At 66.2% G+C, this 21990-nt stretch carries 20 protein-coding genes; 9 read left to right on the plus strand and 11 right to left on the minus strand.

What is annotated here, in order from left to right; genetic code table 11:
* Window positions 1–52 precede the first annotated feature (52 nt).
* Together parC and ATE59_RS03445 are read left to right on the plus strand one after the other, a co-directional pair.
* The gene (parC, locus tag ATE59_RS03440; RefSeq protein ID WP_058811193.1) at window positions 53–2347 is read left to right on the plus strand and encodes a DNA topoisomerase IV subunit A; all 2295 of its coding nucleotides are present in this window, start codon (window positions 53–55) and stop codon (window positions 2345–2347) included.
* 124 nt (window positions 2348–2471) lie between these two features.
* Window positions 2472–4112: a putative bifunctional diguanylate cyclase/phosphodiesterase gene (locus tag ATE59_RS03445; RefSeq protein ID WP_003042851.1), complete on the plus strand. Its 1641-nt coding sequence runs from the start codon at window positions 2472–2474 to the stop codon at window positions 4110–4112.
* Here ATE59_RS03445 and ATE59_RS03450 read toward each other — a convergent pair.
* The 4 genes from ATE59_RS03450 to ATE59_RS03465 all read right to left on the minus strand — a co-directional run bounded on the left by ATE59_RS03450 (window position 4085) and on the right by ATE59_RS03465 (window position 6839).
* Entirely contained in the window at window positions 4085–5278 is a 1194-nt protein-coding gene (locus ATE59_RS03450) for a CCA tRNA nucleotidyltransferase (RefSeq protein WP_082657290.1), read from the minus strand. The genes ATE59_RS03445 and ATE59_RS03450 overlap by 28 nt on opposite strands.
* A 13-nt stretch (window positions 5279–5291) precedes the next feature.
* Window positions 5292–5882: a CoA pyrophosphatase gene (locus tag ATE59_RS03455; RefSeq protein ID WP_003042847.1), complete on the minus strand. Its 591-nt coding sequence runs from the start codon at window positions 5880–5882 to the stop codon at window positions 5292–5294.
* Entirely contained in the window at window positions 5882–6466 is a 585-nt protein-coding gene (locus ATE59_RS03460) for a DUF1285 domain-containing protein (RefSeq protein ID WP_058811195.1), read from the minus strand. The genes ATE59_RS03455 and ATE59_RS03460 overlap by 1 nt, the downstream gene beginning before the upstream one ends.
* Before the next feature lie 91 nt (window positions 6467–6557).
* On the minus strand, window positions 6558–6839 hold the full coding sequence (locus ATE59_RS03465; RefSeq protein ID WP_003042843.1) for a hypothetical protein: 282 nt from the start codon (window positions 6837–6839) through the stop codon (window positions 6558–6560).
* 130 nt (window positions 6840–6969) lie between these two features.
* Between ATE59_RS03465 and ATE59_RS03470 the strand changes: the two genes are divergently transcribed.
* The gene (locus ATE59_RS03470) at window positions 6970–8127 is read left to right on the plus strand and encodes a DUF481 domain-containing protein (RefSeq protein WP_058811196.1); all 1158 of its coding nucleotides are present in this window, start codon (window positions 6970–6972) and stop codon (window positions 8125–8127) included.
* Here ATE59_RS03470 and ATE59_RS03475 read toward each other — a convergent pair.
* The 7 genes from ATE59_RS03475 to ATE59_RS03505 all read right to left on the minus strand — a co-directional run bounded on the left by ATE59_RS03475 (window position 8124) and on the right by ATE59_RS03505 (window position 15410).
* Window positions 8124–8582 carry a VOC family protein gene (locus tag ATE59_RS03475; RefSeq protein WP_058811197.1) on the minus strand — a complete coding sequence of 153 codons (459 nt, stop codon included), beginning with the start codon at window positions 8580–8582 and terminating at the stop codon, window positions 8124–8126. The two genes, ATE59_RS03470 and ATE59_RS03475, sit on opposite strands and share 4 nt — an antisense overlap.
* On the minus strand, window positions 8579–10114 hold the full coding sequence (locus tag ATE59_RS03480) for a M20/M25/M40 family metallo-hydrolase (RefSeq protein WP_058811198.1): 1536 nt from the start codon (window positions 10112–10114) through the stop codon (window positions 8579–8581). The genes ATE59_RS03475 and ATE59_RS03480 overlap by 4 nt, the downstream gene beginning before the upstream one ends.
* 126 nt (window positions 10115–10240) lie before the next feature.
* Window positions 10241–11764 (minus strand): fumarate hydratase, encoded by a 1524-nt coding sequence (locus ATE59_RS03485; RefSeq protein ID WP_058811199.1) that lies wholly within the window; start codon window positions 11762–11764, stop codon window positions 10241–10243.
* Window positions 11765–11832: 68 nt separating this feature from the next.
* On the minus strand, window positions 11833–12654 hold the full coding sequence (locus tag ATE59_RS03490; RefSeq protein ID WP_058811200.1) for a hypothetical protein: 822 nt from the start codon (window positions 12652–12654) through the stop codon (window positions 11833–11835).
* A 1-nt stretch (window position 12655) separates the two neighbouring features.
* Window positions 12656–13120 (minus strand): Fur family transcriptional regulator, encoded by a 465-nt coding sequence (locus tag ATE59_RS03495; protein ID WP_003042824.1) that lies wholly within the window; start codon window positions 13118–13120, stop codon window positions 12656–12658.
* A 52-nt stretch (window positions 13121–13172) separates the two neighbouring features.
* Window positions 13173–13604, minus strand: coding sequence for a MerC domain-containing protein (locus tag ATE59_RS03500; RefSeq protein ID WP_082657275.1), 432 nt, complete (start codon window positions 13602–13604; stop codon window positions 13173–13175).
* Window positions 13605–13742: 138 nt separating this feature from the next.
* Complete coding sequence (locus tag ATE59_RS03505) at window positions 13743–15410, minus strand: long-chain-fatty-acid--CoA ligase (RefSeq protein ID WP_058811201.1); 1668 nt, start codon at window positions 15408–15410, stop codon at window positions 13743–13745.
* Between the two features lie 140 nt (window positions 15411–15550).
* Here ATE59_RS03505 and ATE59_RS03510 point away from each other — a divergent pair, with 140 nt between their 5' ends.
* From ATE59_RS03510 to ATE59_RS03535, 6 genes are all read left to right on the plus strand, one after another.
* Window positions 15551–16090, plus strand: coding sequence for a hypothetical protein (locus tag ATE59_RS03510; RefSeq protein ID WP_058811202.1), 540 nt, complete (start codon window positions 15551–15553; stop codon window positions 16088–16090).
* 27 nt (window positions 16091–16117) lie between these two features.
* Window positions 16118–17947 (plus strand): aminodeoxychorismate synthase component I, encoded by a 1830-nt coding sequence (pabB, locus tag ATE59_RS03515; protein ID WP_197409125.1) that lies wholly within the window; start codon window positions 16118–16120, stop codon window positions 17945–17947.
* A 225-nt stretch (window positions 17948–18172) separates the two neighbouring features.
* Entirely contained in the window at window positions 18173–19384 is a 1212-nt protein-coding gene (locus tag ATE59_RS03520) for a pyridoxal phosphate-dependent aminotransferase (RefSeq protein WP_003042809.1), read from the plus strand.
* A 292-nt stretch (window positions 19385–19676) separates the two neighbouring features.
* Window positions 19677–20342: a peptide-methionine (S)-S-oxide reductase MsrA gene (msrA, locus tag ATE59_RS03525; RefSeq protein ID WP_058811203.1), complete on the plus strand. Its 666-nt coding sequence runs from the start codon at window positions 19677–19679 to the stop codon at window positions 20340–20342.
* 157 nt (window positions 20343–20499) lie between these two features.
* Window positions 20500–21651 carry a class A beta-lactamase gene (gene bla / locus ATE59_RS03530; RefSeq protein ID WP_058811306.1) on the plus strand — a complete coding sequence of 384 codons (1152 nt, stop codon included), beginning with the start codon at window positions 20500–20502 and terminating at the stop codon, window positions 21649–21651.
* 6 nt (window positions 21652–21657) lie between these two features.
* The gene (locus ATE59_RS03535) at window positions 21658–21969 is read left to right on the plus strand and encodes a hypothetical protein (RefSeq protein WP_040589774.1); all 312 of its coding nucleotides are present in this window, start codon (window positions 21658–21660) and stop codon (window positions 21967–21969) included.
* Window positions 21970–21990 lie beyond the last annotated feature (21 nt).

The raw sequence follows: 21990 nt of genomic DNA on the forward strand, positions 1-21990 counted from the left end.
TCCTCCCAAGCCCTTTGCGTTGATGCGCTAGGATTGCTATCGCGCCGCGACAATGGCCAGCACCACCGACGACCTTCCGCCTCCTGAACCCGGCAATATCGACACCCCCTTCGGCAGCGCGCTGTCGGAGCGCTATCTGGTGTATGCGCTGTCGACGATCACGGCGCGGTCGCTGCCTGACCTGCGTGATGGGCTGAAGCCCGTGCATCGCCGCCTCTTGTGGGCGATGCGCGCGATGCGGCTCGATCCGTCGCAGGGCTACAAGAAGTCGGCGCGCGTCGTCGGCGACGTCATCGGTAAATTCCACCCGCACGGCGACACCGCGGTCTATGACGCGATGGTCCGGCTCGCGCAGGATTTCTCGCTGCGCTATCCGCTGGTCGACGGGCAGGGCAATTTCGGCAACATCGACGGCGATAATGCCGCCGCCTATCGCTATACCGAGGCGCGGCTGACGCGCGTCGCGATCGACCTGATGCAGGGGCTCGACGAAGGCACGGTCGATTTCCGTCCGACCTATAACGGCGAAGACGAAGAGCCGGAGATCATGCCCGGCCTGTTCCCCAACCTGCTTGCCAATGGCGCGAGCGGTATTGCGGTGGGCATGGCGACCAACATCCCGCCGCACAACGCCGCCGAGGTGATCGACGCCGCGCTGGTGCTGCTCGACAATCCCAGGGCCGAGCTTGCCGAGTTGCTGACGCATGTGCGCGGCCCCGATTTTCCGACCGGCGGCGTCATCGTCGACAGCGCGGAGACGATTGCCCACGCCTATGAAACCGGACGCGGCAGTTTTCGCGTCCGCGCGCGCTTTTCGACCGGCAAGCAGGACGACGCGTGGGAGGAGACGGGGATCGAGAAGCAGGCGGGCGGCACGTGGCAGCTCGTCATCAGCGAGATTCCCTATGGCGTTTCCAAGGGCAAGCTGATCGAAGCGATCGCGCAGCTTATCGCCGACAAGAAGCTGCCGATCCTCGAGGATGTCCGCGACGAAAGCGCCGAGGATATCCGCATCGTGCTGGTGCCCAAGAGCCGCAACGTCGATCCCGACATCCTGAAGGAAAGCCTCTACCGGCTGACCGAGCTCGAAAGCCGCTTCGCGCTCAATCTCAACGTCCTCGATGCGACGCGCACGCCCAAGGTGATGGGGCTGCACCAATTGCTCACCGAATGGTTGCAGCATCAGATCATCGTCCTTGTTCGCCGCGCGGAGCATCGCATCGGCAAGATCGACGATCGGCTGGAACTGGTCGGCGGCTATCTCATCGCCTTCCTGAACCTCGACCGGGTGATCGAGATCATCCGCACCGAGGACGAGCCGAAGGCGGTGATGATGGCCGAATTCGAGCTGACCGACCGCCAGGCCGAGGCGATCCTCAACATGCGCCTGCGCAGCTTGCGCAAGCTCGAGGAAATGGAGCTGAAGCGCGAGCAGGCCGACCTGATCGCCGAGCGCGAGGAACTGGCGAAGCTCGTCGCGAGCAAGGACCGCCAGAAGACGCGGCTGCGCAAGGATCTGGAAAAGCTGAAGGCCGTCTATGGCCTCGACACGCCGCTCGGCGCGCGGCGCACCGCGATCGCCGAAGCCGCGCCGGCGCGCGACATTCCGCTCGACGCGATGATCGAGAAGGAACCGGTGACGGTGATCCTGTCGAAGCGCGGGTGGATTCGCGCCCAGCGCGGCCATGTCGCGGCGGATCAATGGGCCGAGTTCAAGTTCAAGGAAGGCGACGAGCTCGCCTTTGCGGTGCATGCCCAGACGACCGACAAGCTGCTCGTCGCCGCGAGCGACGGGCGCTTCTATACCGTAGGCGCCGACAAGCTGCCCGGCGGGCGCGGCTTCGGCGAGCCGCTGCGCCTGATGGTCGACATCGACCCCGACGCGCGCATCGTCGCGCTGATCCCGGCGAGCGCCGACGGCCGGCTGCTGCTCGCTTCGTCGAGCGGGCACGGCTTCGTCGCGCAGATGGCCGATGTGATCGCCGAAACGCGCAAGGGCCGCAATGTCGTCAATCTGAAGCCCAAGGCACACTTGTCGGTCGTCCGCACGATCGCGGCGAACCATGACAGCGTCGCGGTGATCGGCGAGAACCGCAAACTTGTCGTCTTCCCGATCGCCGAAGTGCCGGTGATGGCGCGCGGTCAGGGCGTGATGCTGCAGAAATATCGCGATGGCGGCCTGTCCGACGCGACGAGCTTCGTCTTTGCCGAAGGGTTGAGCTGGACGATGGGGGGCGAGACGGGGCGCGTGCGCACCGAAACCGACCTCGGGCCGTGGCGCGTCGCGCGCAGTGCGTCGGGGCGGATGCCGCCAACCGGTTTCCCGCGTAACAATCGCTTCGACTGATCGCAATTTACGTTGCCGTAAATAGCTTCTTTACCTCCGGTCACTTAGGCATCGACCAATGGGGAAAGGTCGCATCAAACCCTTTGTTATGCCAATAGATAGAACCGGTGAAGACCGGCCATCCTTGTTTGTCGGCTGGATCGACGCCTTACCGGTCCCCGCCGCGCTTGTGCGGCCGCTAGCGCGCGGCAATTTTCGCCTGCACGCCAGCAACGCCGCCTTCGACCGGCTCGACCTGTCGCCGGCGGGTGTCGAGGCGCCGATCGAACTGCGCCGCGCGATCGAAAAGGCCGCGCAGCATATCGGCGGCGTCCACGAATTTTCCTGCCGCCTGGGCGAAGGCCCGGCGGCGCGCGACCTGCGCGGATCGATCGGCCCGCTATCGGACGAGAGCGGCGACGATTCGCTGTTCCTCCTGACCCTGATCGACCGGACGCAGGAAATGATGACCGAGCGCAATCTGCGCCGCGAACTCGTTTCCGACAGCCTGACCGGCCTGCCCAATCGCGCCGGGTTCGAGGAACTGGTCGAACAGCGCAGTACCGAGCAGGAAGCGGGCGATCATGCCATCCTGCTGCTCGACCTCGCGCGGTTCAGCCGCATCAACGAACATATCGGTCCGCTGGCCGGAGACGAGCTGATCATTACCGTGGCGCGGCGCCTGAAATCGAGCCTGCGCAGCGGCGACATATTGGCGCGCACCGGCGGCGACGAATTCGCGATTTCGACGCGCATCGCGGGCGGCAAGGCCGACGTCCGCGAAATGGCGCGCCGCATCCGGGGCTGCTTCGACCACCCCTTCCGCATCGGCGAGCTGAAGGTCAGCGTCGATTGCGCGCTCGGGTGCGCGATTCAATCCGCGCCCGACACCGATGTCGCCGACCAGATCCGCCACGCGCAGATCGCGCTCAAGCGGGCGAAGCAGACCGACCGCATCGAAATCTACGAACCCGAGGCGGCGCTGCTCGCCGACAATCGCTTCGGGCTCGAAACCGAATTACGCAACGCGATCGAGGAAGACCGCCTGCACCTCGACTTCCAGCCGCTCGTCGAACTGTCGACCGGCAAGGTTGCGGGCTTCGAGGCGCTGGCGCGCTGGAACAACAGCGCCGGCCGCGCGGTGTCGCCCACCGAATTCATCCCTGTTGCCGAGGATTCGGGACTGATCGTCCCGCTCGGCCAATGGGCGATCGCCAAGGCGGCCGAAACGCTCGCCGCGTGGGACCGCGAGAATGATGCCCCGGTCGACTGCTATATCTCGGTCAATGTCTCGGCGATCCAGCTCGTTCGTGACGATGTCGCGGCGGTGGTCCGCGAGGCGCTGGCGCGGCACGGCATCGGCGGCGACCGGCTGATGATCGAACTCACCGAAAGCGCGATCATCGGCGATCCCGACCTTGCGCTGTCGGTGCTGAGCGAACTCAAGGCGGTCGAGGCCCGGGTCGCGATGGACGATTTCGGTACCGGCTATTCGAACCTCGCCTATCTCCAGCGCCTGCCGCTTGACGTTCTCAAGATCGATCGTAGCTTCGTCGACCATATGGTCGAGGACCGCGACAAGGCGGCCATCGTCCGCACGATCCAGAGCCTTGCCGAAGTGCTCGGCATGCGCACCACGGCCGAGGGTGTGGAAACCGCCGACCAAGCGCGGCTGCTCTCGGCGCTCGGCTGCGATTTCGGTCAGGGTTATCTGTTCGCGCGGCCGATGGATGCCCGCGCGGCGATCGCCTATTGGCGTCAGTCGCTGCTCCGCCCGATCATCTGATCGACCAGTTCCGCGACGCGCGCGGCGTCCGGATAATCCTCCGCCACCCATTGCGCCTCGACGCCTTGCAGGATGCGCGCAACCTCCGGGCCCGCCGCGATGCCGCGTGCAACGATGTCGCCGCCGCGCACCGGAAGCTGCGGCACGGTCCAGCCGTCGAGCGCCGCGACCGCAGCCGCTGCATCGCTCTCATTCCCGCCGAGCAGCCGCGCGTCGCGCGCCGCCTCGATCCCGATGGCATGGGCAAGCTGACGCACCGGCCGCGCGTCATGGCGATACGCGCTGATCGCCGACAGATGCTTGCGTTGCCGCGTCGACAGGCGCAGCCGGCTCGCGACCTGATCGGCGATACCGGCGTCGGCGGGCAACAGCGCGGCGAGCCGGCGCAGCGCCGCGGGCGCCGCCGCGGTCGCGCTTTCATTGGCGAGCAAGCGGTCGAGCGCTGCGGCGAACGTCGGATCGAGTTCGGGCAGGATCACCGCGAAGATGCCGTCGGCCGCCATCTGGCCGACGATTGCGCGCGGGTCAGGCAGCGACAATATCTTGGTCAATTCGTCGGCGATGCGCTCGCGCGACAGGCTCTTGAGCGACTGGCGCGCGGCAGTCACCGCGGCGTGGCTGACGGGTTCGAGGTCGCCGTCCCCGAAACGCGCCGCAAAGCGATAGAAGCGCAGGATACGCAGATGATCCTCGGCGATCCGGGTCGCCGCATCGCCGATGAAGCGGACGCAGCCCGCCTGCAGGTCGGCAAGCCCGCCGAACCAGTCGTCGACCGCGCCGGTCAGCGGATCGGCATAGAGCGCGTTGATCGTGAAGTCGCGCCGTGCGGCATCCTCGCGCCAATCGTCGGCAAAGGCGATCGTAGCACGACGGCCGTCGGTTTCGACATCGCGGCGCAGCGTCGTGATCTCGTGATGATCGCCGCTCGCGATCGCGGTCACCGTGCCGTGCGCGATGCCGGTCGGAATGACCTTGATATCGGCCGCCTCGAGCCGCCGCGTCACCTCTTGCGGCAGCAGCGGGGTTGCGAGGTCGATGTCGGTTACGGGCAGGCCGAGCAGCGTATCGCGCACCGCCCCGCCGACGATCTTCACCGCGTCGGCGCCGAGCGCGGCGACGATCCGGCGCAATCCCGCGCGGCCGCGCCACGCGGCGTCGGGCAGCATCGTTACCCCCATCTCAGCGATGCCAGCCGGGCGGCAGCCGCCGCGCCAGATTGATGATGATATCCGCCGTCACGCCCCAGATCCGCCGTCCCTGCCAATGCATGTCATAATAGCGGCGCACCTGCCCTTGCCAATGCGCCTGCTGGCGTTCGTAATTGGCGGGATCGAACAGGATGTCGAGCGGCACTTCGAACCAGTCCTCGACCTCGTCGGGATTGGGATCGAGCGGCAGGTCGGGCGGGATGACGCCGAGGACCGGGGTGATGTGATAGCCGCTGCCCGAACGATAGGCGTCGGTCGTCCCGGCGACCGCCACGTCGCGGCGGTGCAGGCCGATTTCCTCTTCGGCTTCGCGCAGCGCCGCATCGACCGCATCGGCGTCGCCGGGATCGATCTTGCCGCCCGGAAAGGCGACCTGTCCCGCATGGCTGCGCAGCCATTGCGGCCGCTGGGTCAGGATGACGCCGGGGTCGGGCCGGTCGGTGAAGGCGATCAGCACCGCCGCGTCGCGCAGCGAATCGCCGCGATGGAGCAGATAGCCCTCATCCTCGCCGTGATCGGGAAGCAGATTGTCGAGCGCATCGCGCAGCTTTGCCGAGAGCATCAGCGGTCCACCAGCGGAAAGCAGGCGCCGTTCGACCAGATGGCGGGCGGATCGCCGCCTTCGGCCAGCGCCATCTCGACAATCTCGTAATAGAGCGCGCGGTCGATGCGCGCCTCCAGCCCGTTGCCGATCGCGCCGCGCACATGGAGCAGCGGGTCGGGACGGTCGGGATCGCGCCCGAAGGACAGCGGATGATCGGCGCCCGCCATGACCAGATCGTCGGTGTCGAGACGAAACAGCAGCGTGCGCGCCGCGCCGTCGCCCTCGCTTTTCATCTCGACGGCGCGGAAGGCGGTATCCTCGACCGCAATCGCCAGTTTTTCGGCCGGGGTGACCAGGACATGGCCGCCATCGGGTTCGCGGCGCAGGATCGTCGAAAACAGCTTCACCATCGCCGGGCGGTTGATCCGGCCGCCTTCATGATACCAGCTGCCGTCGGCGCGGATTTCCATCGCGCTGTCGCCCGTGCGCGCCGGATGCCAGCTTTCGACCGGCGGCAGTTTGCGCGCCGCGAGCAATTCGGCGGCCTCGGCCGGAGAAAGCTGCGCGAAGGATTTGGGAAGCGAGGGCGCGGGGCTGACCATCAAACCGACATAGGAAGGTGGGTGGGCAAGTAAAGAGAGCAGTCGCGTGCGGGGTGCTGCGCCGCCGGGATGATGCGCTTTGCCGAGCGGTTCACCGTGGGCGATTCATCACCCAGCTGAACGCCATCGCGTTGAAGATGGTGTAAAGGCCATAGAGCAGCATCGCGGTGAACCAGTTGCGCGTCGCGATCGCCATGGCGCCGACGAGGAGCAGGAATTCGAACACGTAGGTGATGTGCGGACCGACCTTGTCGGCGAGCGGCCGGACCATCTGCTGCACCAGCGGATCGTCGCTTTCCATGAAGGCGCGGTGCATCGCGAAATTGCCCACCCCGGCGCAGAAAATGGCGATGATCGCGATCCACATGCGCATCAAATGGGGCCTAATGGGTGGAAATGCCAGCGGCTTTGCGGTTAAGAGCGGCGGCACGGCTCTACGCCCGATCGGAAAACCGGTCCCGGGGCAATTACCCGGGGCATCCCCACAAGAAGGATCCCGTTCGATGAGACAGTTCGCGCCGCTGCCGGTTGCCATTCTCCTGACCGCTGTCGGCGCGCCGCCGGCGCATGCCGCCGTTGCCGGTCCGGCGCTGCCCGCCGCGACGGTGCCGGCGGTCACGGCGGCGATGGAGGCGCGGCCCTTGCCCTTGCCCGATCCGGTGCGTGCGATGATTGGCGCCGCTATCGACAGCGGCGAGCGCAAGGATGTGGAAACCGTGGTGGCGCTCGCCAAGGCGACCAATCCGCGATCGCTCGATGAAATCGACGCGATCCTCTCGGCCTGGCGCGCGCGAACCAAGCGGGAGCCCGAGCGTGATCCGGTCCTCCAGATGCTGGCCGCCGCCATGGCGAGCAAGAAGGACGGCGATGTAGAAGCGGTGGGGGCGCTTGCCAAAAAGACCAGCCCCGCACAGGTCGCCGACATCGATGCGCTGCTGGTCGATTATCGCGCCAAGCGCGCGGCCGAGAAGCAGGCGGCGGCCGATGCGGCGCGGGCGCGGCTGGCGAGCGCGAAATTCTGGCAGCATTGGAAGGGCGAGGGGCAGATCGGTGCCTCGCACAGCTCGGGCAATTCGAAATCGACCGGGCTCAGCGCCGGCATCGCGCTGGCGCGCAAGGGGCTGGACTGGGATCAGCGCTTCCGCGTTCAGGCCGATTATCAGCGCACCAATGGCAAGACGACGATCGAGAAATATCTTGCCGAATATGAACCGCAAATCCGCATGGGCAACCGTGCCTTTGCCTTTGGCCTGGGCCGGTGGGAGCGCGACCGGATGCAGGGGTTCGATGCGCGTTGGAGCGCGTCGGGCGGGCTTGGCTACAAGCTGATCGACGGCAAGACGATGACGCTCAACCTGAAGGCCGGGCCGGCGTGGCGGCAGACCGAACTGGTTGCGGGCGGGCATGAGAGCGAGCTCACCGGGCTCGCGGGGCTCGATTTCGGGTGGCAGATGTCGCCGAACCTGCGGCTGACCCAGGTCGCCTCGACGATCGTCGGCGATCGCACGACCACGACCAGCTCGCTGACCGCGCTCAATGCGAAGCTTTCGGGTGCGCTGTCGGCGCGGGTCTCCTATTCGGCCGACATCGACACCCATCCGCCGGCGGGGGTCAAGACCGTCGATACGCTCACCCGCTTCACGCTCGTTTACGGCTTTTAATCGAAGATTTCGGCGCCGCCGATCTCGCGGCCCGCTTCGAGCAGGCCGACGCCGGGGACGTGGTTGAATTCGATGCGGATGCCGTCGGGGTCTTCAAAGAGGATCGAATAATAGCCCGGCGCCCAGGGCTCCTCCTGCGGGCCGTGGACGAAGACGATGTCGCTGCGATCCTTCAACAAGGCATAAAGGCGGTCGACCGCGTCCCGATCGCGCATCCGGAAACAGGCATGATGCAGCCCCGGCGCGCCCTGATCGAAGCGTTTCCCGGCATTTTCCGGGCTGCCGGTCCGTATGCCGATCGCGGTGCGGCCGCCGACGCCGTAGAGCATCGCGTCGCTGTCGAGCACCACCTTGAGCTCGAGATAGGCGATAAGGTCGCGCCAGAAAGCCGTCGACCGCGCGAAATCGCCGGCGGTCAGGATCACATGGGCGACCCCGTTGAGATCGCCGGTCACTTGATCGCCGCGAGGGTGTAGAGAAATTCGGCGAAGCCCATCGTCGCATCGACCATGCCCGCGACCTTGGGATTGGTCGAATCGATCAGATAATATTCGTTCGGCGCGTGCGCGCCCGACCCGTGACCGATGCCGAAATGGGCGGCGGGGATCGACACGGGCGGCGCGGTGAAGGTCGCGCCCGGCCAGCTTCCCGCCAGACGCGCGTTGATGTTCGCCTTGACGCCCAGCGCCTTGTAGGTGGCAAGCTCGGTACGGACGAGGCGGCTGTCCTCGGCGACTTCGGTCGGATCATAGCCGCCCGACACGTTCATTTCGACATCGGTGAAGCCATGCTTGTCGAGGTGGGCGCGCAGCTTCTTTTCGGCCTCGGCGCGCGTCTGGTTGGGGACGAGGCGCAGGTCGAGCTTCGCGACCGCGCGGCCGGGCAGGATCGTCTTGCCGCCGGGACCGGTGTAGCCCGCGACCAACCCTTCGATATTGACCGTCGGTTCCTGCGCGAGGCGGATCAGCGCATCGTCATATTTGAGGTTGTCGATCCAGACGTTGACGCCGAGCGCCTGCTTTTCGGCCGCCTCGTCGGCGCCCTTTGCGGCTTCGCGGATCAGCATCTTTTCGCGCTCGGTAAGCGGACGGACATTTTCAAACCAGCCCTCGATCGCCGGCGTATTGCCGTCGGGCGTGACCAGCGTCTGGAGCGCCTGCACCAACCGCCACGCTGGCGAATCGAGCATCGCCTTCAGGCTGGAATGAACGTCGCCCTTGGGGCCGCGGCCCCATTTTTCACCGCTGGCGATCAGTTCAAGTTCGATGATACCCTTCGACCCCAGATTGACATCGACCGCGCCGGTCTTGTCCTGCGAGGCGAAGGGGATGAAAATGCCGTCGCATTTCTTGAGCGCGGCGAGCACATTCGGTTTGGTCGCGACCTGGCGGAAATGCGGCGAGCCGATCTCCTCCTCGCCCTCGCAGATCAGGACGATGTTGACGGGCAATTTCGCCTTCGCAGCGCGAATCGCGTGAAGCGCCGCTAGGAAGGTCGCCTCGGGCCCCTTCTGGTTCACCGCGCCGCGCCCGACGATCGACAGGCCAAAGCCCGGCTTGTCGACCATCTTGCCTTCGAGCGGCGGCGACGACCATTCGGCGGGGTCGAACTGCTTCACATCGTACATGAAATAGATGCCGAGCGTGCGCGGCGCCCCGACATCGATGGTGCCGAACACCCCGGGCTGGCCGTCGGTAGGAACGATCTCGACATTGGAAAACCCCGCGTCCCTCGCAAGCTCGGCCATATAGGCCGCGCCTTCGGCCATGTTGCGATTTTCCGCCGCGATAGAGGGCAGGGCGATCCAGTCGCGCAGCCGCTTGACCGACGCCTCCTTGCCCGCCTCGGCCGCCTTGCGGATCGCCGCCATCGGGCCGCTTGCAGCCAGCGTCGGCAGCGGCCGCATCATCATCGCACCCGCGCCCAGCATCGCGGTGCCGCGCAGCAATGCGCGGCGGTTCAATCGGTCAAGCTCCCGGAAATCCATCACGCGTCCCCTATGCTGTGTATGCTGTGCGGGAGTGTTCTTCAAATTGGAGGGGATGGCAAGGATGCACCGGCGAGACCCCGGCATTCGCTGGGATGACGGGAACGGAAGAGCAGCCTTTGATGGTTAGGCTTTCTCAAGCAGCCCTTCGTCGTTGATCCGCTTTTGCCAGATTTTCGGCGCGTTGACGTGGACGTTCTGGCCTTCGCTATCGACCGCGACGGTGACGGGGAAGTCCTTGACCTCGAATTCGTAGATCGCCTCCATGCCGAGGTCGGCGAAGCCGACGACCTTCGAGCCCTTGATCGCGCGCGCGACGAGATAGGCGGCGCCGCCGACTGCCATCAGATAGGCGCTCTTGTGCTTGGCGATCGCCTGCGTCGCGGCGGGGCCGCGTTCGGCCTTGCCGACGCAGGCGAGCAGGCCCTGTTCGAGCATCATGTCCATGAACTTGTCCATGCGCGTCGCGGTGGTGGGGCCGGCGGGGCCGACGATTTCCTCGCCCACCGGATCGACCGGGCCGACATAATAGATGACGCGGCCCTTGAACTCGACGGGCAGCTCTTCACCCTTGGCGAGCATGTCGGCGATGCGCTTGTGCGCGGCATCGCGGCCGGTGAGCATCTTGCCATTGAGGAGGATGCGGTCGCCCTGTTTCCAGCTGGCCACGACTTCGGGGGTCAGCGTGTCGAGGTCGACGCGTTTCGCCGCGCTGTCGGGCGCCCAGTCGATCTGCGGATAGTCGGCGAGCACCGGCTTTTCGAGATAGGCGGGGCCGCTGCCGTCGAGGGTGACGTGCGCGTGGCGGGTCGCGGCGCAGTTCGGGATCATCGCGACGGGCTTCGACGCGGCGTGGGTCGGCCAATCCTTGATCTTGATGTCGAGCACGGTCGCGAGGCCGCCGAGCCCCTGCGCGCCGATGCCGAGCGCATTGACCTTTTCATAAAGCTCGATGCGCAGTTCCTCTGTCGGATTGCTCGGCCCGCGTGCGAGCAGTTCGGTCATGTCGATCGGGTCCATCAACGACTGCTTGGCCAGCAGCATCGCCTTTTCGGCGGTGCCGCCGATGCCGATGCCGAGCATGCCGGGGGGGCACCAGCCCGCGCCCATCTGGGGCACCATTTCGAGCACCCAGTCGACGATCGAATCCGACGGGTTCATCATCTTGAACTTCGACTTGTTCTCGCTGCCGCCGCCCTTCGCCGCGACGTCGATATGCACCTTGTCGCCGGGGACCATTTCGACATTCAGCACCGACGGCGTGTTGTCCTTGGTATTGACGCGGCTGAACGCTGGATCGGCGAGGATCGAGGCGCGCAGCTTGTTGTCGGGGTGGAGATAGGCGCGGCGGACGCCTTCGTCGACGACCTGTTGCAGGCTGCGCGGGCTGTCGAGGCGGCAGTCCATGCCCCATTTGATGAACACGGTGACGATGCCGGTATCCTGACAGATCGGACGGTGCCCTTCGGCACACATGCGGCTGTTCGAGAGGATCTGCGCCATCGCGTCCTTCGCGGCGGGCGACACTTCGCGCTCATAGGCTGCACCCAGCGCGCGGATATAGTCCATCGGGTGAAAATAGCTGATGTACTGGAGCGCGTCGGCGACGGTTTCGATGAGGTCGTCTTCGCGGATGATGACGGTGTTCATGTGCAGCCCTTTGCCCGGTTTCGTGAGTCGCGGTTTCCCTAGACCCGCATCGCGGCAACGGAAAGGGGTCAGCGCCTGCGGCGCCCGAAACCGGTCGCGGGCGGGCTCGCCTGGCGGCGCGCGGACGGGCGGGCGATCGGGCGAGGTGGTGGCGCGGTGGGCGCGACGACGAGTGGACGAGCCTGCACAACTCCGCGCCAGGAGGCGATCGCCGCGGTGCCGAGCAGCACGATCCAGCCGCCACCCGCGGCTGCGAGCAGCGTCCAGCCATAATGGGCGGGCAGGGCGATCGCCATCAGCGTAGGGACGCAGGCGACGATGACGAGTGTTCCCGCCAGGGTCCACCAGCGCCCGCCGAGCTGTGCGAGCGCAAGCCCGATCGCGACATTGGTCAGCGCCAGCAATACGAATTTGGCGGCGACCGGATAGGGCAGGCTTGCCATCGCGGGCGAATAATCGCCTGCAGTGAAGGCGGCCTGGATGTCGAACAGCAGCCAGTTTTCATACCCGTCGCAAAGAGCGGCCAGGATCGGCAGCGCCGCGGCCACGGCGACGATGCGGAGCCCCGTCTCGCGACCCAGTGCGATCAGGCCGCTGGCGAGGAATCCCGCGTAAAGCAGCATGTAGAGATAGTCGCGCTCGTTGCCGGTTCGCATTGCGGCGAGGCGCCCGACCTGCCGCGGGTCGCTATCGGGTCCGAAGATCGCGAGAAGATCGTCCTGCCCGCCCGCGAATTCGAAGGCAAGCACCGGCGCGCCATAGCCGGGTTCGGCGGCGAAGCTGTCTTGCGGGAAGGTTTGGCTCAGCCAAAGGCCGACCGTTATGGTGCCGAAACCGAGGAAAAGCGCCGCGAGCCACCAGCGTACCGCTGGCAGCGCGCCCGCATTCAACCTATTGGCACTCGGCGCATTTGCCGCGCACTTCGATCACCGGGCGCTCGGCAGCAAATCCGGTCGCGGCGGCGGCGGCGCGCACGCCGTCGGACAGCTTGTCATTATCGACATGGACGGCGTTGCCGCAGCTGTCGCAGATCAGGAAGATGCAGTCGTGCAGGCAGCCCGGATGGCTGTTGGCGACAAAGGCATTGGCGCTTTCGACCCGGCGGACGAGATTGTTGGCAACGAACAGGTCGAGGATACGGTAGACGCTGTTGGGCGCGACGCGCTTGCCGCGTTTTTGCGAGACGATGTCGGCGATTTCATAGGCGCTCGCGGGCTTGCCAATTTCGGCGACCGCATCGAAAATCTGCGCGCGCATGTCGGTCCACGCTTCGCCGGCCTTTTCGAGCGCGTCCTGCGCCGCATTGGCGAGCGAGGCGCCGCTGGCCTCGATATGCGCATGTTCGTGCTTGCCCATAGGGATAATGTAGGCGCTTTGGAGGGCGCCCGCAAGCTGCGGGCAATGCGTATCAGTGCGCCGCGCGGCGATTGAGATCGTGCCCGAGCGCGACAACCGCGACCCCGATCATCGTCGCGAGCACTTCGCTGCCGTCATGCGGCCGCGACAGCGCGCCCGCCATCATGCCCAGCCCGAAGCTGCCGACCGCGAAAGGCATCATATAGCCGTGGCTGAGCACCCCGGCGACGAGCGTAACCAGCGCAAAGCCGATCGCAACGACCAGCCCGATCTCGTGAAAGGCAGGATGCAACAACGCGCCGCCGACCGAGGCGATCGAGGCAAAGAAGATCGTGCTGGCAAGGCAGTGGACGAGGCACAGGCCCGACAGGCCGATGGCGAGCTGATCGCCCGTCAAAGCGGTCAGCGGCCGCGAATCGCGCGCAGCCCGAACCAGCGCACTAAGGCGCGTTAGAACAGGGGCATGGCTGGCGACGTGCGTCACCCGATTCTCCAAGGAAAGCAATTGCAGGCCTTGATATGGCATAACATGACAAAGGTTACAATGTCACATTATGACATTTCTTCGCGTCAGCGCCTCTCCCGTCACCCCCGCGAAGGCGGGGGTGAGAAGGGGCGGTTGTCATCCCCCCGCTTCGGCGCGCAAGGCCTTGCGGTCCAGCTTGCCGATCATCGTCTTGGGCAGATGATCGCGCACCTCGACGGCGCTCACGCGTTCATGCTTGCCAAGCTGCGGGTTGAGCCAGGCGGCGAGCGCGTCGCCCGAGACGTCATAACCCTCTTCCAGCGTGACGAAGGCCTTGGGATGTTCGCCGCGATAGGGATCGGGGACGCCGAGCACGATCGCTTCCTTCACCGCCGGGTGCTGGTAGAGTTTATGCTCGATCTCGCTTGGATAGACCTTGAAACCGCCGACCGCGATCATGTCCTTCAGCCGGTCGACGATGCGGATATAGCCGTCGGCGTCGATCGTCGCGACGTCGCCGGTGCGCAGCCAGCCGTCGGCGGTGAAGCTGTCCTGGTCGGCATCGGGGCGGTTCCAGTAGCCGCGCATGATCTGCGGCCCTCTGACCGCCAGCTCGCCGGGCTCGCCCTCAGGCGCGTCCTTGGCCGGATCTTCCTTGTCGAGCAGGCGGATATGCGTCGCGGGGATCGGCTGGCCGATCGTTCCCGCCTTGACCGGACCCTCATAGGGGTTGGTCGCGACGACCCCGGCGCTTTCGGTAAGGCCATAGCCTTCGACGAGCGACGCGCCGGTCGCCGCAACGAATTTCTCGCGCAGTTCGGCGGGCATCGGCGCGCCGCCCGAAATGCAGACGCGCAAGCTGGAAAAGTCGGTCTTGGCAAGGTCGGGATGGTCGAGCAGCGCCTGATACATGGTCGGCACGCCCGGCAGCGCCGTCGCCTTTGTCCGGGTGATCGTCTGCAGCGCCTGTTTCGCGTCGAAGCGCGGGAGCATCGCGATCATGCCGCCGTTCAGCACCGTCCGGTTGAGGACGCAGGTATTGGCGAAAACGTGGAAGAAGGGCAGCACGCCGAGGATGCGGTCGTCGGCGTCGCGGTCGGGGTCGATCGCATTGACCTGCCGGGCGTTGGCGGTCAGATTCTGGTGCGTCAGCATCGCGCCCTTTGGAGTGCCGGTCGTGCCGCCGGTATACTGGATCAGCGCGACATCGCCTTCCGGGTCGATGGCGACCGGATCGGGGCGCGCATCATTGTCGGTCAGCGCCGAAAAACGGATGATGCGCGGATCGTCGGGCACCGCCGCCGTCTCCTTGCGGCGGAACAGGCGGTAGAGGATCGACTTGGCCGCGGGCAGCCCGCCGGCGATCGAGCCGACGACCAGCCGCTTCAGGCTCGACCCCTCGAGCACCGCGAGCGCGGTCGGCAACAGCGCCGAGGCGCTGATCGTGAACAGCGTGTCGGTTCCCGAATCCTCCACCTGCGCCTCGAGTTCGGCGACCGTGTAGAGCGGCGAGAAATTGACCACGGTCGCACCCGCGGCGAGCGCGCCATAATAGGCGGCGACATAATGCGGGACATTGGGCAGGAACAGGCCGACCCGGCTGCCCTTACCGATGCCGCGCTGCTGCAGTCCGCGCGCGACGCGGGCAACCCCGTCCGCGACTTCGGCATAGCTGAAACGGCGCCCCATGAAGTCGAGCATCGGCGCCTCGCCGCGCCGCGCGACGCTGTCGGCGAGCATGGCGGGCAGCGAGAGCGGCGCGAACGACTGGTCCCAGGCGGCGGGGTGGCGATAATCGGTCGACCAGTCGTAGAGCGTGCCCATCGGGAGATGACGTCCTTTCGCAAAATGAGGCGGGATTTCCTTACACTAGGGTCAGTAAGCCGATATCGCAATCGGCAGCGCGCTTGCGGGCCGGCGCCGCGGCGGCTAGGCAGGGCCATCGTCTTTGCAGGGGGATTGTCATGTCGCAGCTTTCATCTCGGATCGTCGCGGCCGTTGCCGTCATGGGCTGTCTGATCGTGACCCCCGCGTCCGCAAAGGACAAAGACAAGGCCCCGCCCCGCCCGGCGCAGATCGAACAGCTCTACGCATGCCGCGACATCGCCGATCCGGCGCAGCGTCTTGCCTGTTTCGACCGCGAGGTTGGGTCGCTTGCCAGTGCGGACGAGGCCCGCGAAATTGTCTTTACCGATCGCGAAACGGCCAAGAAGACGCGCCGTGGCCTGTTCGGGTTCAGCTTTCCCAAGCTCGGCGGCATTTTCGGCGGCGACGAGGATGAGGTGCGCGAGATCGATACGGTCATCAAATCGGTGAGCATGAACCAGTCTGGGAAATATACGATGACGATGGAAGACGGCGCCGTCTGGTCGCAGATCGATACCACGGTATTGCCGCGGCAACCTAAGCCCGGCCAGAAGATCCATATCAAGACCGCGACGATGGGCAGCTATTTCGCCAGCGTAGAGGGTGGGCGGTCGATCCGCATGAAGCGCGACCGCTGACAGCCTGGCGCCTTTGACTGCCGTGCCATGACCACGACCGCGCGATTGAGCCGGCCGACGGTTGGCGCTTCGCCCTTTGTACTGCTCGACGACGCGCGGGCAGAGAATGCAGCGTGCGCGCGGCTGTTCCGCGATCCGATAGAAATCCTCTGCGCGCGTGAGGTGCGGGACGTGGCGGCTCTGCTTGATGGTCTGGCGGCGGCGCGCGCGCGCGGGCTGCATGCCGCGGGCTATCTCGCTTATGATGGGGGCAAGGCGCTGGCGCCCGCCTCGCGGCACCGCTCTGCCTTGCCGATGGACTTCGATGCGCCGCTCGGCTGGTTCGGCCTGTTCGAGCGTGTCGAGCGGATCGATGCCGACGCAGTTGCGTCGCTTCTTCCCGATCCCGATGCCGCTTGGATCGGCGCTCCACAGCCGCGCGTGGCGCGTGCGGACTATGAGGCCGCTGTCGCGCGGGTTCTCGATTATATTCGCGCCGGCGACATTTATCAGGCCAATCTGACCTTTCGCGCCGACGTGCCCTTCGCGGGCGATCCGCTCGCCGTCTATGCGCGGCTGCGGCAGACGGCGCGGGCGGGATATGGCGGTTTTATCTGGACCGGCGAGCAGGCGATCGCGTCGCTGTCGCCCGAGCTTTTCTTTGCGCTGCGCGGCGGCGCGGTGATGGCGCGGCCGATGAAGGGCACGGCCGCGCGTCGCGCCGATCCCGAAAGCGACGCGCGCGGGGCGCGGGCGCTCGCGCAGGATCCCAAGCAGCGTGCCGAAAATCTGATGATCGTCGACCTGCTCCGCAACGATCTGTCGCGCGTTGCCGAGGCCGGATCGGTCGCGGTGCCCCACCTGTTTCGCGTCGAAACCTATCCCACGATTCATCAGCTCGTCTCTGACGTCACCGCGCGCCTGCCCGCGGACAAGGGGGCCGCGGACGTGCTGCGCGCCGCCTTTCCCTGCGGGTCGATCACCGGCGCACCCAAGGTGCGGGCGATGGAGATCATCGACGAACTGGAGGACGAAGCGCGCGGACTTTACACCGGTTCGATCGGCTTCATCGCGCCCGATGGCGAGGCGGCGTTCAATGTCGCGATCCGAACGCTCGTCTTTCCGTCGCAGCGCGACTTGCGCGACGGAGCGCATTGCGCCACGCTGGGACTGGGTTCCGGAATCGTCGCCGACAGCGAACCGGCTGAAGAATGGCGCGAATGTCTGGCCAAGGGGGAATTTGTGGTCGCTGCCGGGCAAAGCTTCGATCTGATCGAGACGATGCACTTCGATCCCGTGGACGGCGTCCAGCGGCTCGAGGGGCATCTGGCGCGCATGAAGGCGAGCGCCGAGGCGCTGGGCTTTCGTTTCGACCGCCACGGCGCGCGCAACAATCTGCAGTCGGCGACCTTTCGCCTGCGCAGCGCAGCGCGCGTGCGGATGCGGCTCGCGCCTTCGGGCGCGCTTGCGGTCGAGGTGTCGCCATTGCCGCGGCTTGCCGAGCTCCCGGTGCCGGTCGCCGTCGCGCCTGCGCCGCTCGCTCCCGGCGATTTCCGTCTGACCCACAAGACCAGCCTTCGCGGCGCCTATGACGAAGTGCGTGCGGCGCACGGCACCGCCGAAGTTGTGTTCGTCGACGAGCCGGGGTTCGTGACCGAAGGAAGCTGGAGCAATATCTTCGTCGAACGCGACGGCCTGTTGCTCACGCCGCCGCTGTCGCTCGGCTTGTTGCCCGGCGTGCTGCGCGCCGAACTGGTCGAAAAGGGGCGGGCGGTCGAGTCGCATCTGCGCCTCGCCGATCTGGCGGACGGCTTCTTCATCGGCAATTCGCTGCGCGGGCTGATCCCGGCGCGACTGGCGCAGCCCGCTCGAACATGATCGTCACCCCGGCGAAGGCCGGGGTCTCGCCCCTTCGTTCGGTCCGCACCGGGGAGACCCCGGCCTTCGCCGGGGTGACGATGAGAGGTGGGGAGGACTTTAGGCCCGCATAGGTAATTTATCCCATGCCCCGCTTGCCTATTGCGGGCAGAGGCTTTAGGCGCGGCCCAGCGCAATTTCCTGTCATTTTGCAGCCTGTCCGCGCAAGCCACGGAAAGTATCGTCATGTCGCTGAAGCCGCACACCTCCGCCGCCCTCAACCGCATCCAGCCCTCGGCCACGCTCGCGATGACCGCGCGCGTCACCAAGCTGAAAGCGGACGGCGTCGACGTGATCGGCCTGTCGGCGGGTGAGCCCGATTTCGACACGCCCGATTTCGTCAAGGAAGCGGCGATCGAGGCGATCCGCGGCGGCCAGACCAAATATACGCTGGTCGACGGCACGGTCGCGCTCAAGGAAGCGATCCGCGGCAAGTTCCGCCGCGACAACGGGCTCGACTTCGGGCTCGACCAGATCACGGTCAATGTCGGCGGCAAGCATACGCTGTTCAACGCGCTCGTCGCGACTGTCGACCCCGGTGACGAGGTGATCATCCCGGCACCCTATTGGGTCAGCTATCCCGACATCGTCGCCTTTGCCGGCGGCACGCCGGTGACGATCGAGGCGTCGGCGGCGCAGCATTACAAGATCACGCCCGAACAGCTCGACGCCGCGATCACCGCGAAGACGCGCTGGATCATCTTCAATTCGCCGTCGAACCCGTCGGGCGCCGCCTATTCGCCCGAGGAACTCGACGCGCTGGGCGAGGTCATCCGCCGCCATCCGCATGTGATGGTGATGACCGACGATATGTACGAACATGTCTGGTACGCCGATTTCGCCTTCTCGACGCTGGCGCAGCGCTGCCCCGACCTGATCGACCGTATCCTGACCGTCAACGGCTGTTCCAAGGCCTATGCGATGACCGGCTGGCGCATCGGCTATGCCGGCGGCCCCGCATGGCTGATCAAGGCAATGGGCAAGCTGCAGTCGCAGTCGACCTCGAACCCCTGTTCGGTGGCACAGGCCGCGGCGGTGGCCGCGCTCGGCGGGCCGCAGCAGTTTCTCGAGGAGCGCAACGCCGCGTTCCGCAAGCGCCGCGACATGGTCGTCGCGATGCTCAACGACGCGCCGGGGCTGAACTGCCCGGTTCCCGACGGGGCCTTCTATGTCTATCCCGACGCGAGCGGCTGCATGGGCAAGACGACCCCCGACGGCAAGCCGATCGACAGCGACGAAGCGCTGATCGATTATTTCCTCGACACCGCGCGCGTCGCGGCGGTGCATGGCGCGGCCTTCGGTCTGTCGCCAGCCTTCCGCGTTTCCTATGCGACGTCGGAGGCGGTGCTCAAGGAAGCGTGCATCCGCATCCAGCAGGCCTGCGCCGCGCTGCGCTGACCGCGGCGCCGGACCGGCGCCGTCTGAACGATGCCCCCTCATCCGGTTCACCGGATAGTAAGCCATCGTCGCTATGGGTGATGGCGGTCACTGCACGGCGGCACGGGGCGCGCCATATCGTCGCTGTAACCGAGGGGGCCTCCCCCGCGAAAACGACAATATGACAAAAAGAGGCTTATATGTTTTCGATGTTCCGCTCCGACTGGTTTCCGACCATGCTCGCCGGCTTCGCCATTGGTGCCTTGATCGTCGTGCTGAATCAGCCGGCGGTCGCCATGCCGATCTGACCGCGATGCGGCGCCCCTTCGCCGCGCTGATTGCTGCCGCGGTGCTGGCGCAATGCGCGCCCGCGCAGGCGGAAAGCGTCGTCAAGCTCCCCGCGGCGGCCGTCGATCCCGCAGTAAAGACGAAGCGCGCGGTTGCCGTGTTCGCGGGCGGATGCTTCTGGGGCGTCGAAGGCGTCTTTTCCAATGTGAAGGGCGTCGTGTCGGTCGAATCGGGCTATCATGGCGGCAGCAAGGCCACCGCCGAATATGATCAGACCTCATCCGGCACGACCGGGCACGCCGAGTCGGTTCGTATCGTCTATGACCCGTCGGTGGTCAGCTATGGCACCTTGTTGCGCATCCTGTTTTCCGTGGTCGCCGATCCGACGCTGAAGAACCGGCAGGGGCCCGACAGCGGCACCCAGTATCGCGCCGCGATCGTGCCGATGGATGCCGCACAGCGGCAGGTTGCGACCGCGTATCTGGCACAGATCGGCAAGGGCCGTTATTTCAAGGCGCCGATCGTGGTGCCGATCGAAAGCTACAAGGGCTTTTACCGCGCCGAAGCCTATCATCAGGATTTCATGCGCCTGCATCCCGACAATGGCTATATCCGCCGCTGGGACGCGCCCAAGCTGGCGGCGCTGAAACGCCTCTATCCCGAATGGGTGCGGGCGACCCCGGCGCCCTGAACGGCGCCGCACGCGGCGAGCCGTTCAGTGTTCCGCCACTTATCGCGCGATAGGAATCATTCACCGCAAATCGCTGGTCCGCGCAGGCGGAGTGCGGGACGCATGGTGCCGACCAAAAAGGTCGGGCGATAAACTGGTCGCGGGTTGCGGGGTTATGATGGCGTTGGGATTTTCGGGCAGGCGGCTGCTCGGTATGGCGATTGGCGGTATGGCGCTGGCGGGCTGCGTCAGCGGCGCGGCACTGGTGCCGACGCCGCGGCAGGCGCAAACGGCGCCGCGCGGTGCGGTCAGCGTGCCCATCGGGCCGCCGGTCAGCACCGCAACCCCGGCGCGCGCGGTGAATGCGCCCCCAAAGGACGTCGTCGATCCGGGCTTCCGGCGCCCGCCGAGTGGTCTCAGCGACCGGATTTCCCAGCTTTGGCGAACTTTTCCCGGCAAGACCGGCATCGCGGTTCAGCGTATCGACGGCGAATGGTCGTTTTCGGAACGCGGCGGCGAACTGTTCCCGCAGCAGAGCGTGTCGAAACTGTGGGTGGCGATGACCGTGCTCGATGCGGTCGACCAGGGCAAGCTCAGCCTCGACCGCCAGGTGGACATCGGCCCCAATGACCTCACCCTGTTCCATCAGCCGCTCGCGGCGCGCGTGCGGTCCGAAGGCAAGGTGACGATGAGCGTGCGCGACCTTATCGAAACCGCGATCACGCACAGCGACAACACCGCCAACGACAGCCTGCTGCGCACGGTGGGCGGTCCCGAGGCGGTCCGGCGCTTCATCGCGAAGAAGGATTTGGGATCTATCCGTTTCGGTCCCGGCGAACGCCTGTTGCAGAGCGCGACCGCGGGCCTGTCGTGGCAGCAGAGCTATTCGCGGGGCAATGCCTTCCAGCAGGCGCGCGCCGCGCTGCCCGATTCGACGCGCAAGGCCGCGCGCGAGGCCTATCTTGCCAATCCGATGGACGGCGCCGCGCCGGCGGCGATCGCGAGCGCCTTGACCCGGCTGGCGCGCGGGGCGCTGCTGTCGCCCGAATCGACGCAATATCTGATGGGCGTGATGAGCCGGACGCACAGCGGGCCGAAGCGGCTGAAGGCCGGGCTCCCCTCGGGCTGGGACTTCATGCACAAGACCGGCACCGGCCAGGATTACAAAGGCGAGACGGCAGGCTATAACGACATCGGCATCGCCACCGCGCCTGACGGCACGCGCTATGCCATCGTCGTGATGCTGGGCGACACGTCGGCGTCGATCCCCGCGCGCATGGCGCTGATGCAGGCGGTTTCCGGCGCGGTGGCCGAATTTCACGGAAAGTAGGCTTCGATGAAACGGGTGATGGTTCCGCTGCTGGCGCTGCCGCTGGTCCTGTCCGCCTGCGCGACGCCCGAGACGCGGCTGCGCAACGGGCTTCAGAATGCAGGTCTGTCGAAGGCGATGTCGACGTGCATGGCGGGGCGCATGGTCGACCGGCTGTCGCTCGTCCAGCTTCGCCGCCTGTCGGCGCTGGGCAGCCTGAAAGACCGCGAAATCACCGACCTGACGCTCGACCAGTTCTTCCGCAAGGTCCGCGCGCTCAAGGATCCGGAGATATTGGCGGTGACGACCAGCTCCGCCGCGGTGTGCGCGCTGCGCTGATCCAACCGCCGCTTTGGCGCG

The organism is Sphingopyxis sp. A083 (assembly GCF_001468495.1).
Taxonomy (GTDB): Bacteria; Pseudomonadota; Alphaproteobacteria; order Sphingomonadales; family Sphingomonadaceae; genus Sphingopyxis; species Sphingopyxis terrae.

Excerpts from the sequence above, each read along its gene's own strand:
- ATE59_RS03455 (WP_003042847.1), bottom strand. The coding sequence starts at position 5,882 with ATGCTCTCGGCAAAGCTGCGCGATGCGCTCGACAATCTGCTTCCCGAT.
- ATE59_RS03520 (WP_003042809.1), top strand. The coding sequence starts at position 18,173 with ATGTCGCTGAAGCCGCACACCTCCGCCGCCCTCAACCGCATCCAGCCC.
- ATE59_RS03485 (WP_058811199.1), bottom strand. The coding sequence starts at position 11,764 with ATGAACACCGTCATCATCCGCGAAGACGACCTCATCGAAACCGTCGCC.
- pabB (WP_197409125.1), top strand. The coding sequence starts at position 16,118 with ATGACCACGACCGCGCGATTGAGCCGGCCGACGGTTGGCGCTTCGCCC.
- ATE59_RS03470 (WP_058811196.1), top strand. The coding sequence starts at position 6,970 with ATGAGACAGTTCGCGCCGCTGCCGGTTGCCATTCTCCTGACCGCTGTC.
- ATE59_RS03495 (WP_003042824.1), bottom strand. The coding sequence starts at position 13,120 with ATGGGCAAGCACGAACATGCGCATATCGAGGCCAGCGGCGCCTCGCTC.
- ATE59_RS03535 (WP_040589774.1), top strand. The coding sequence starts at position 21,658 with ATGAAACGGGTGATGGTTCCGCTGCTGGCGCTGCCGCTGGTCCTGTCC.
- bla (WP_058811306.1), top strand. The coding sequence starts at position 20,500 with ATGGCGTTGGGATTTTCGGGCAGGCGGCTGCTCGGTATGGCGATTGGC.
- parC (WP_058811193.1), top strand. The coding sequence starts at position 53 with ATGGCCAGCACCACCGACGACCTTCCGCCTCCTGAACCCGGCAATATC.
- ATE59_RS03450 (WP_082657290.1), bottom strand. The coding sequence starts at position 5,278 with ATGCTGCCCGACGCCGCGTGGCGCGGCCGCGCGGGATTGCGCCGGATC.
- ATE59_RS03480 (WP_058811198.1), bottom strand. The coding sequence starts at position 10,114 with ATGGATTTCCGGGAGCTTGACCGATTGAACCGCCGCGCATTGCTGCGC.
- ATE59_RS03465 (WP_003042843.1), bottom strand. The coding sequence starts at position 6,839 with ATGCGCATGTGGATCGCGATCATCGCCATTTTCTGCGCCGGGGTGGGC.
- msrA (WP_058811203.1), top strand. The coding sequence starts at position 19,677 with ATGCGGCGCCCCTTCGCCGCGCTGATTGCTGCCGCGGTGCTGGCGCAA.
- ATE59_RS03505 (WP_058811201.1), bottom strand. The coding sequence starts at position 15,410 with ATGGGCACGCTCTACGACTGGTCGACCGATTATCGCCACCCCGCCGCC.
- ATE59_RS03510 (WP_058811202.1), top strand. The coding sequence starts at position 15,551 with ATGTCGCAGCTTTCATCTCGGATCGTCGCGGCCGTTGCCGTCATGGGC.
- ATE59_RS03460 (WP_058811195.1), bottom strand. The coding sequence starts at position 6,466 with ATGGTCAGCCCCGCGCCCTCGCTTCCCAAATCCTTCGCGCAGCTTTCT.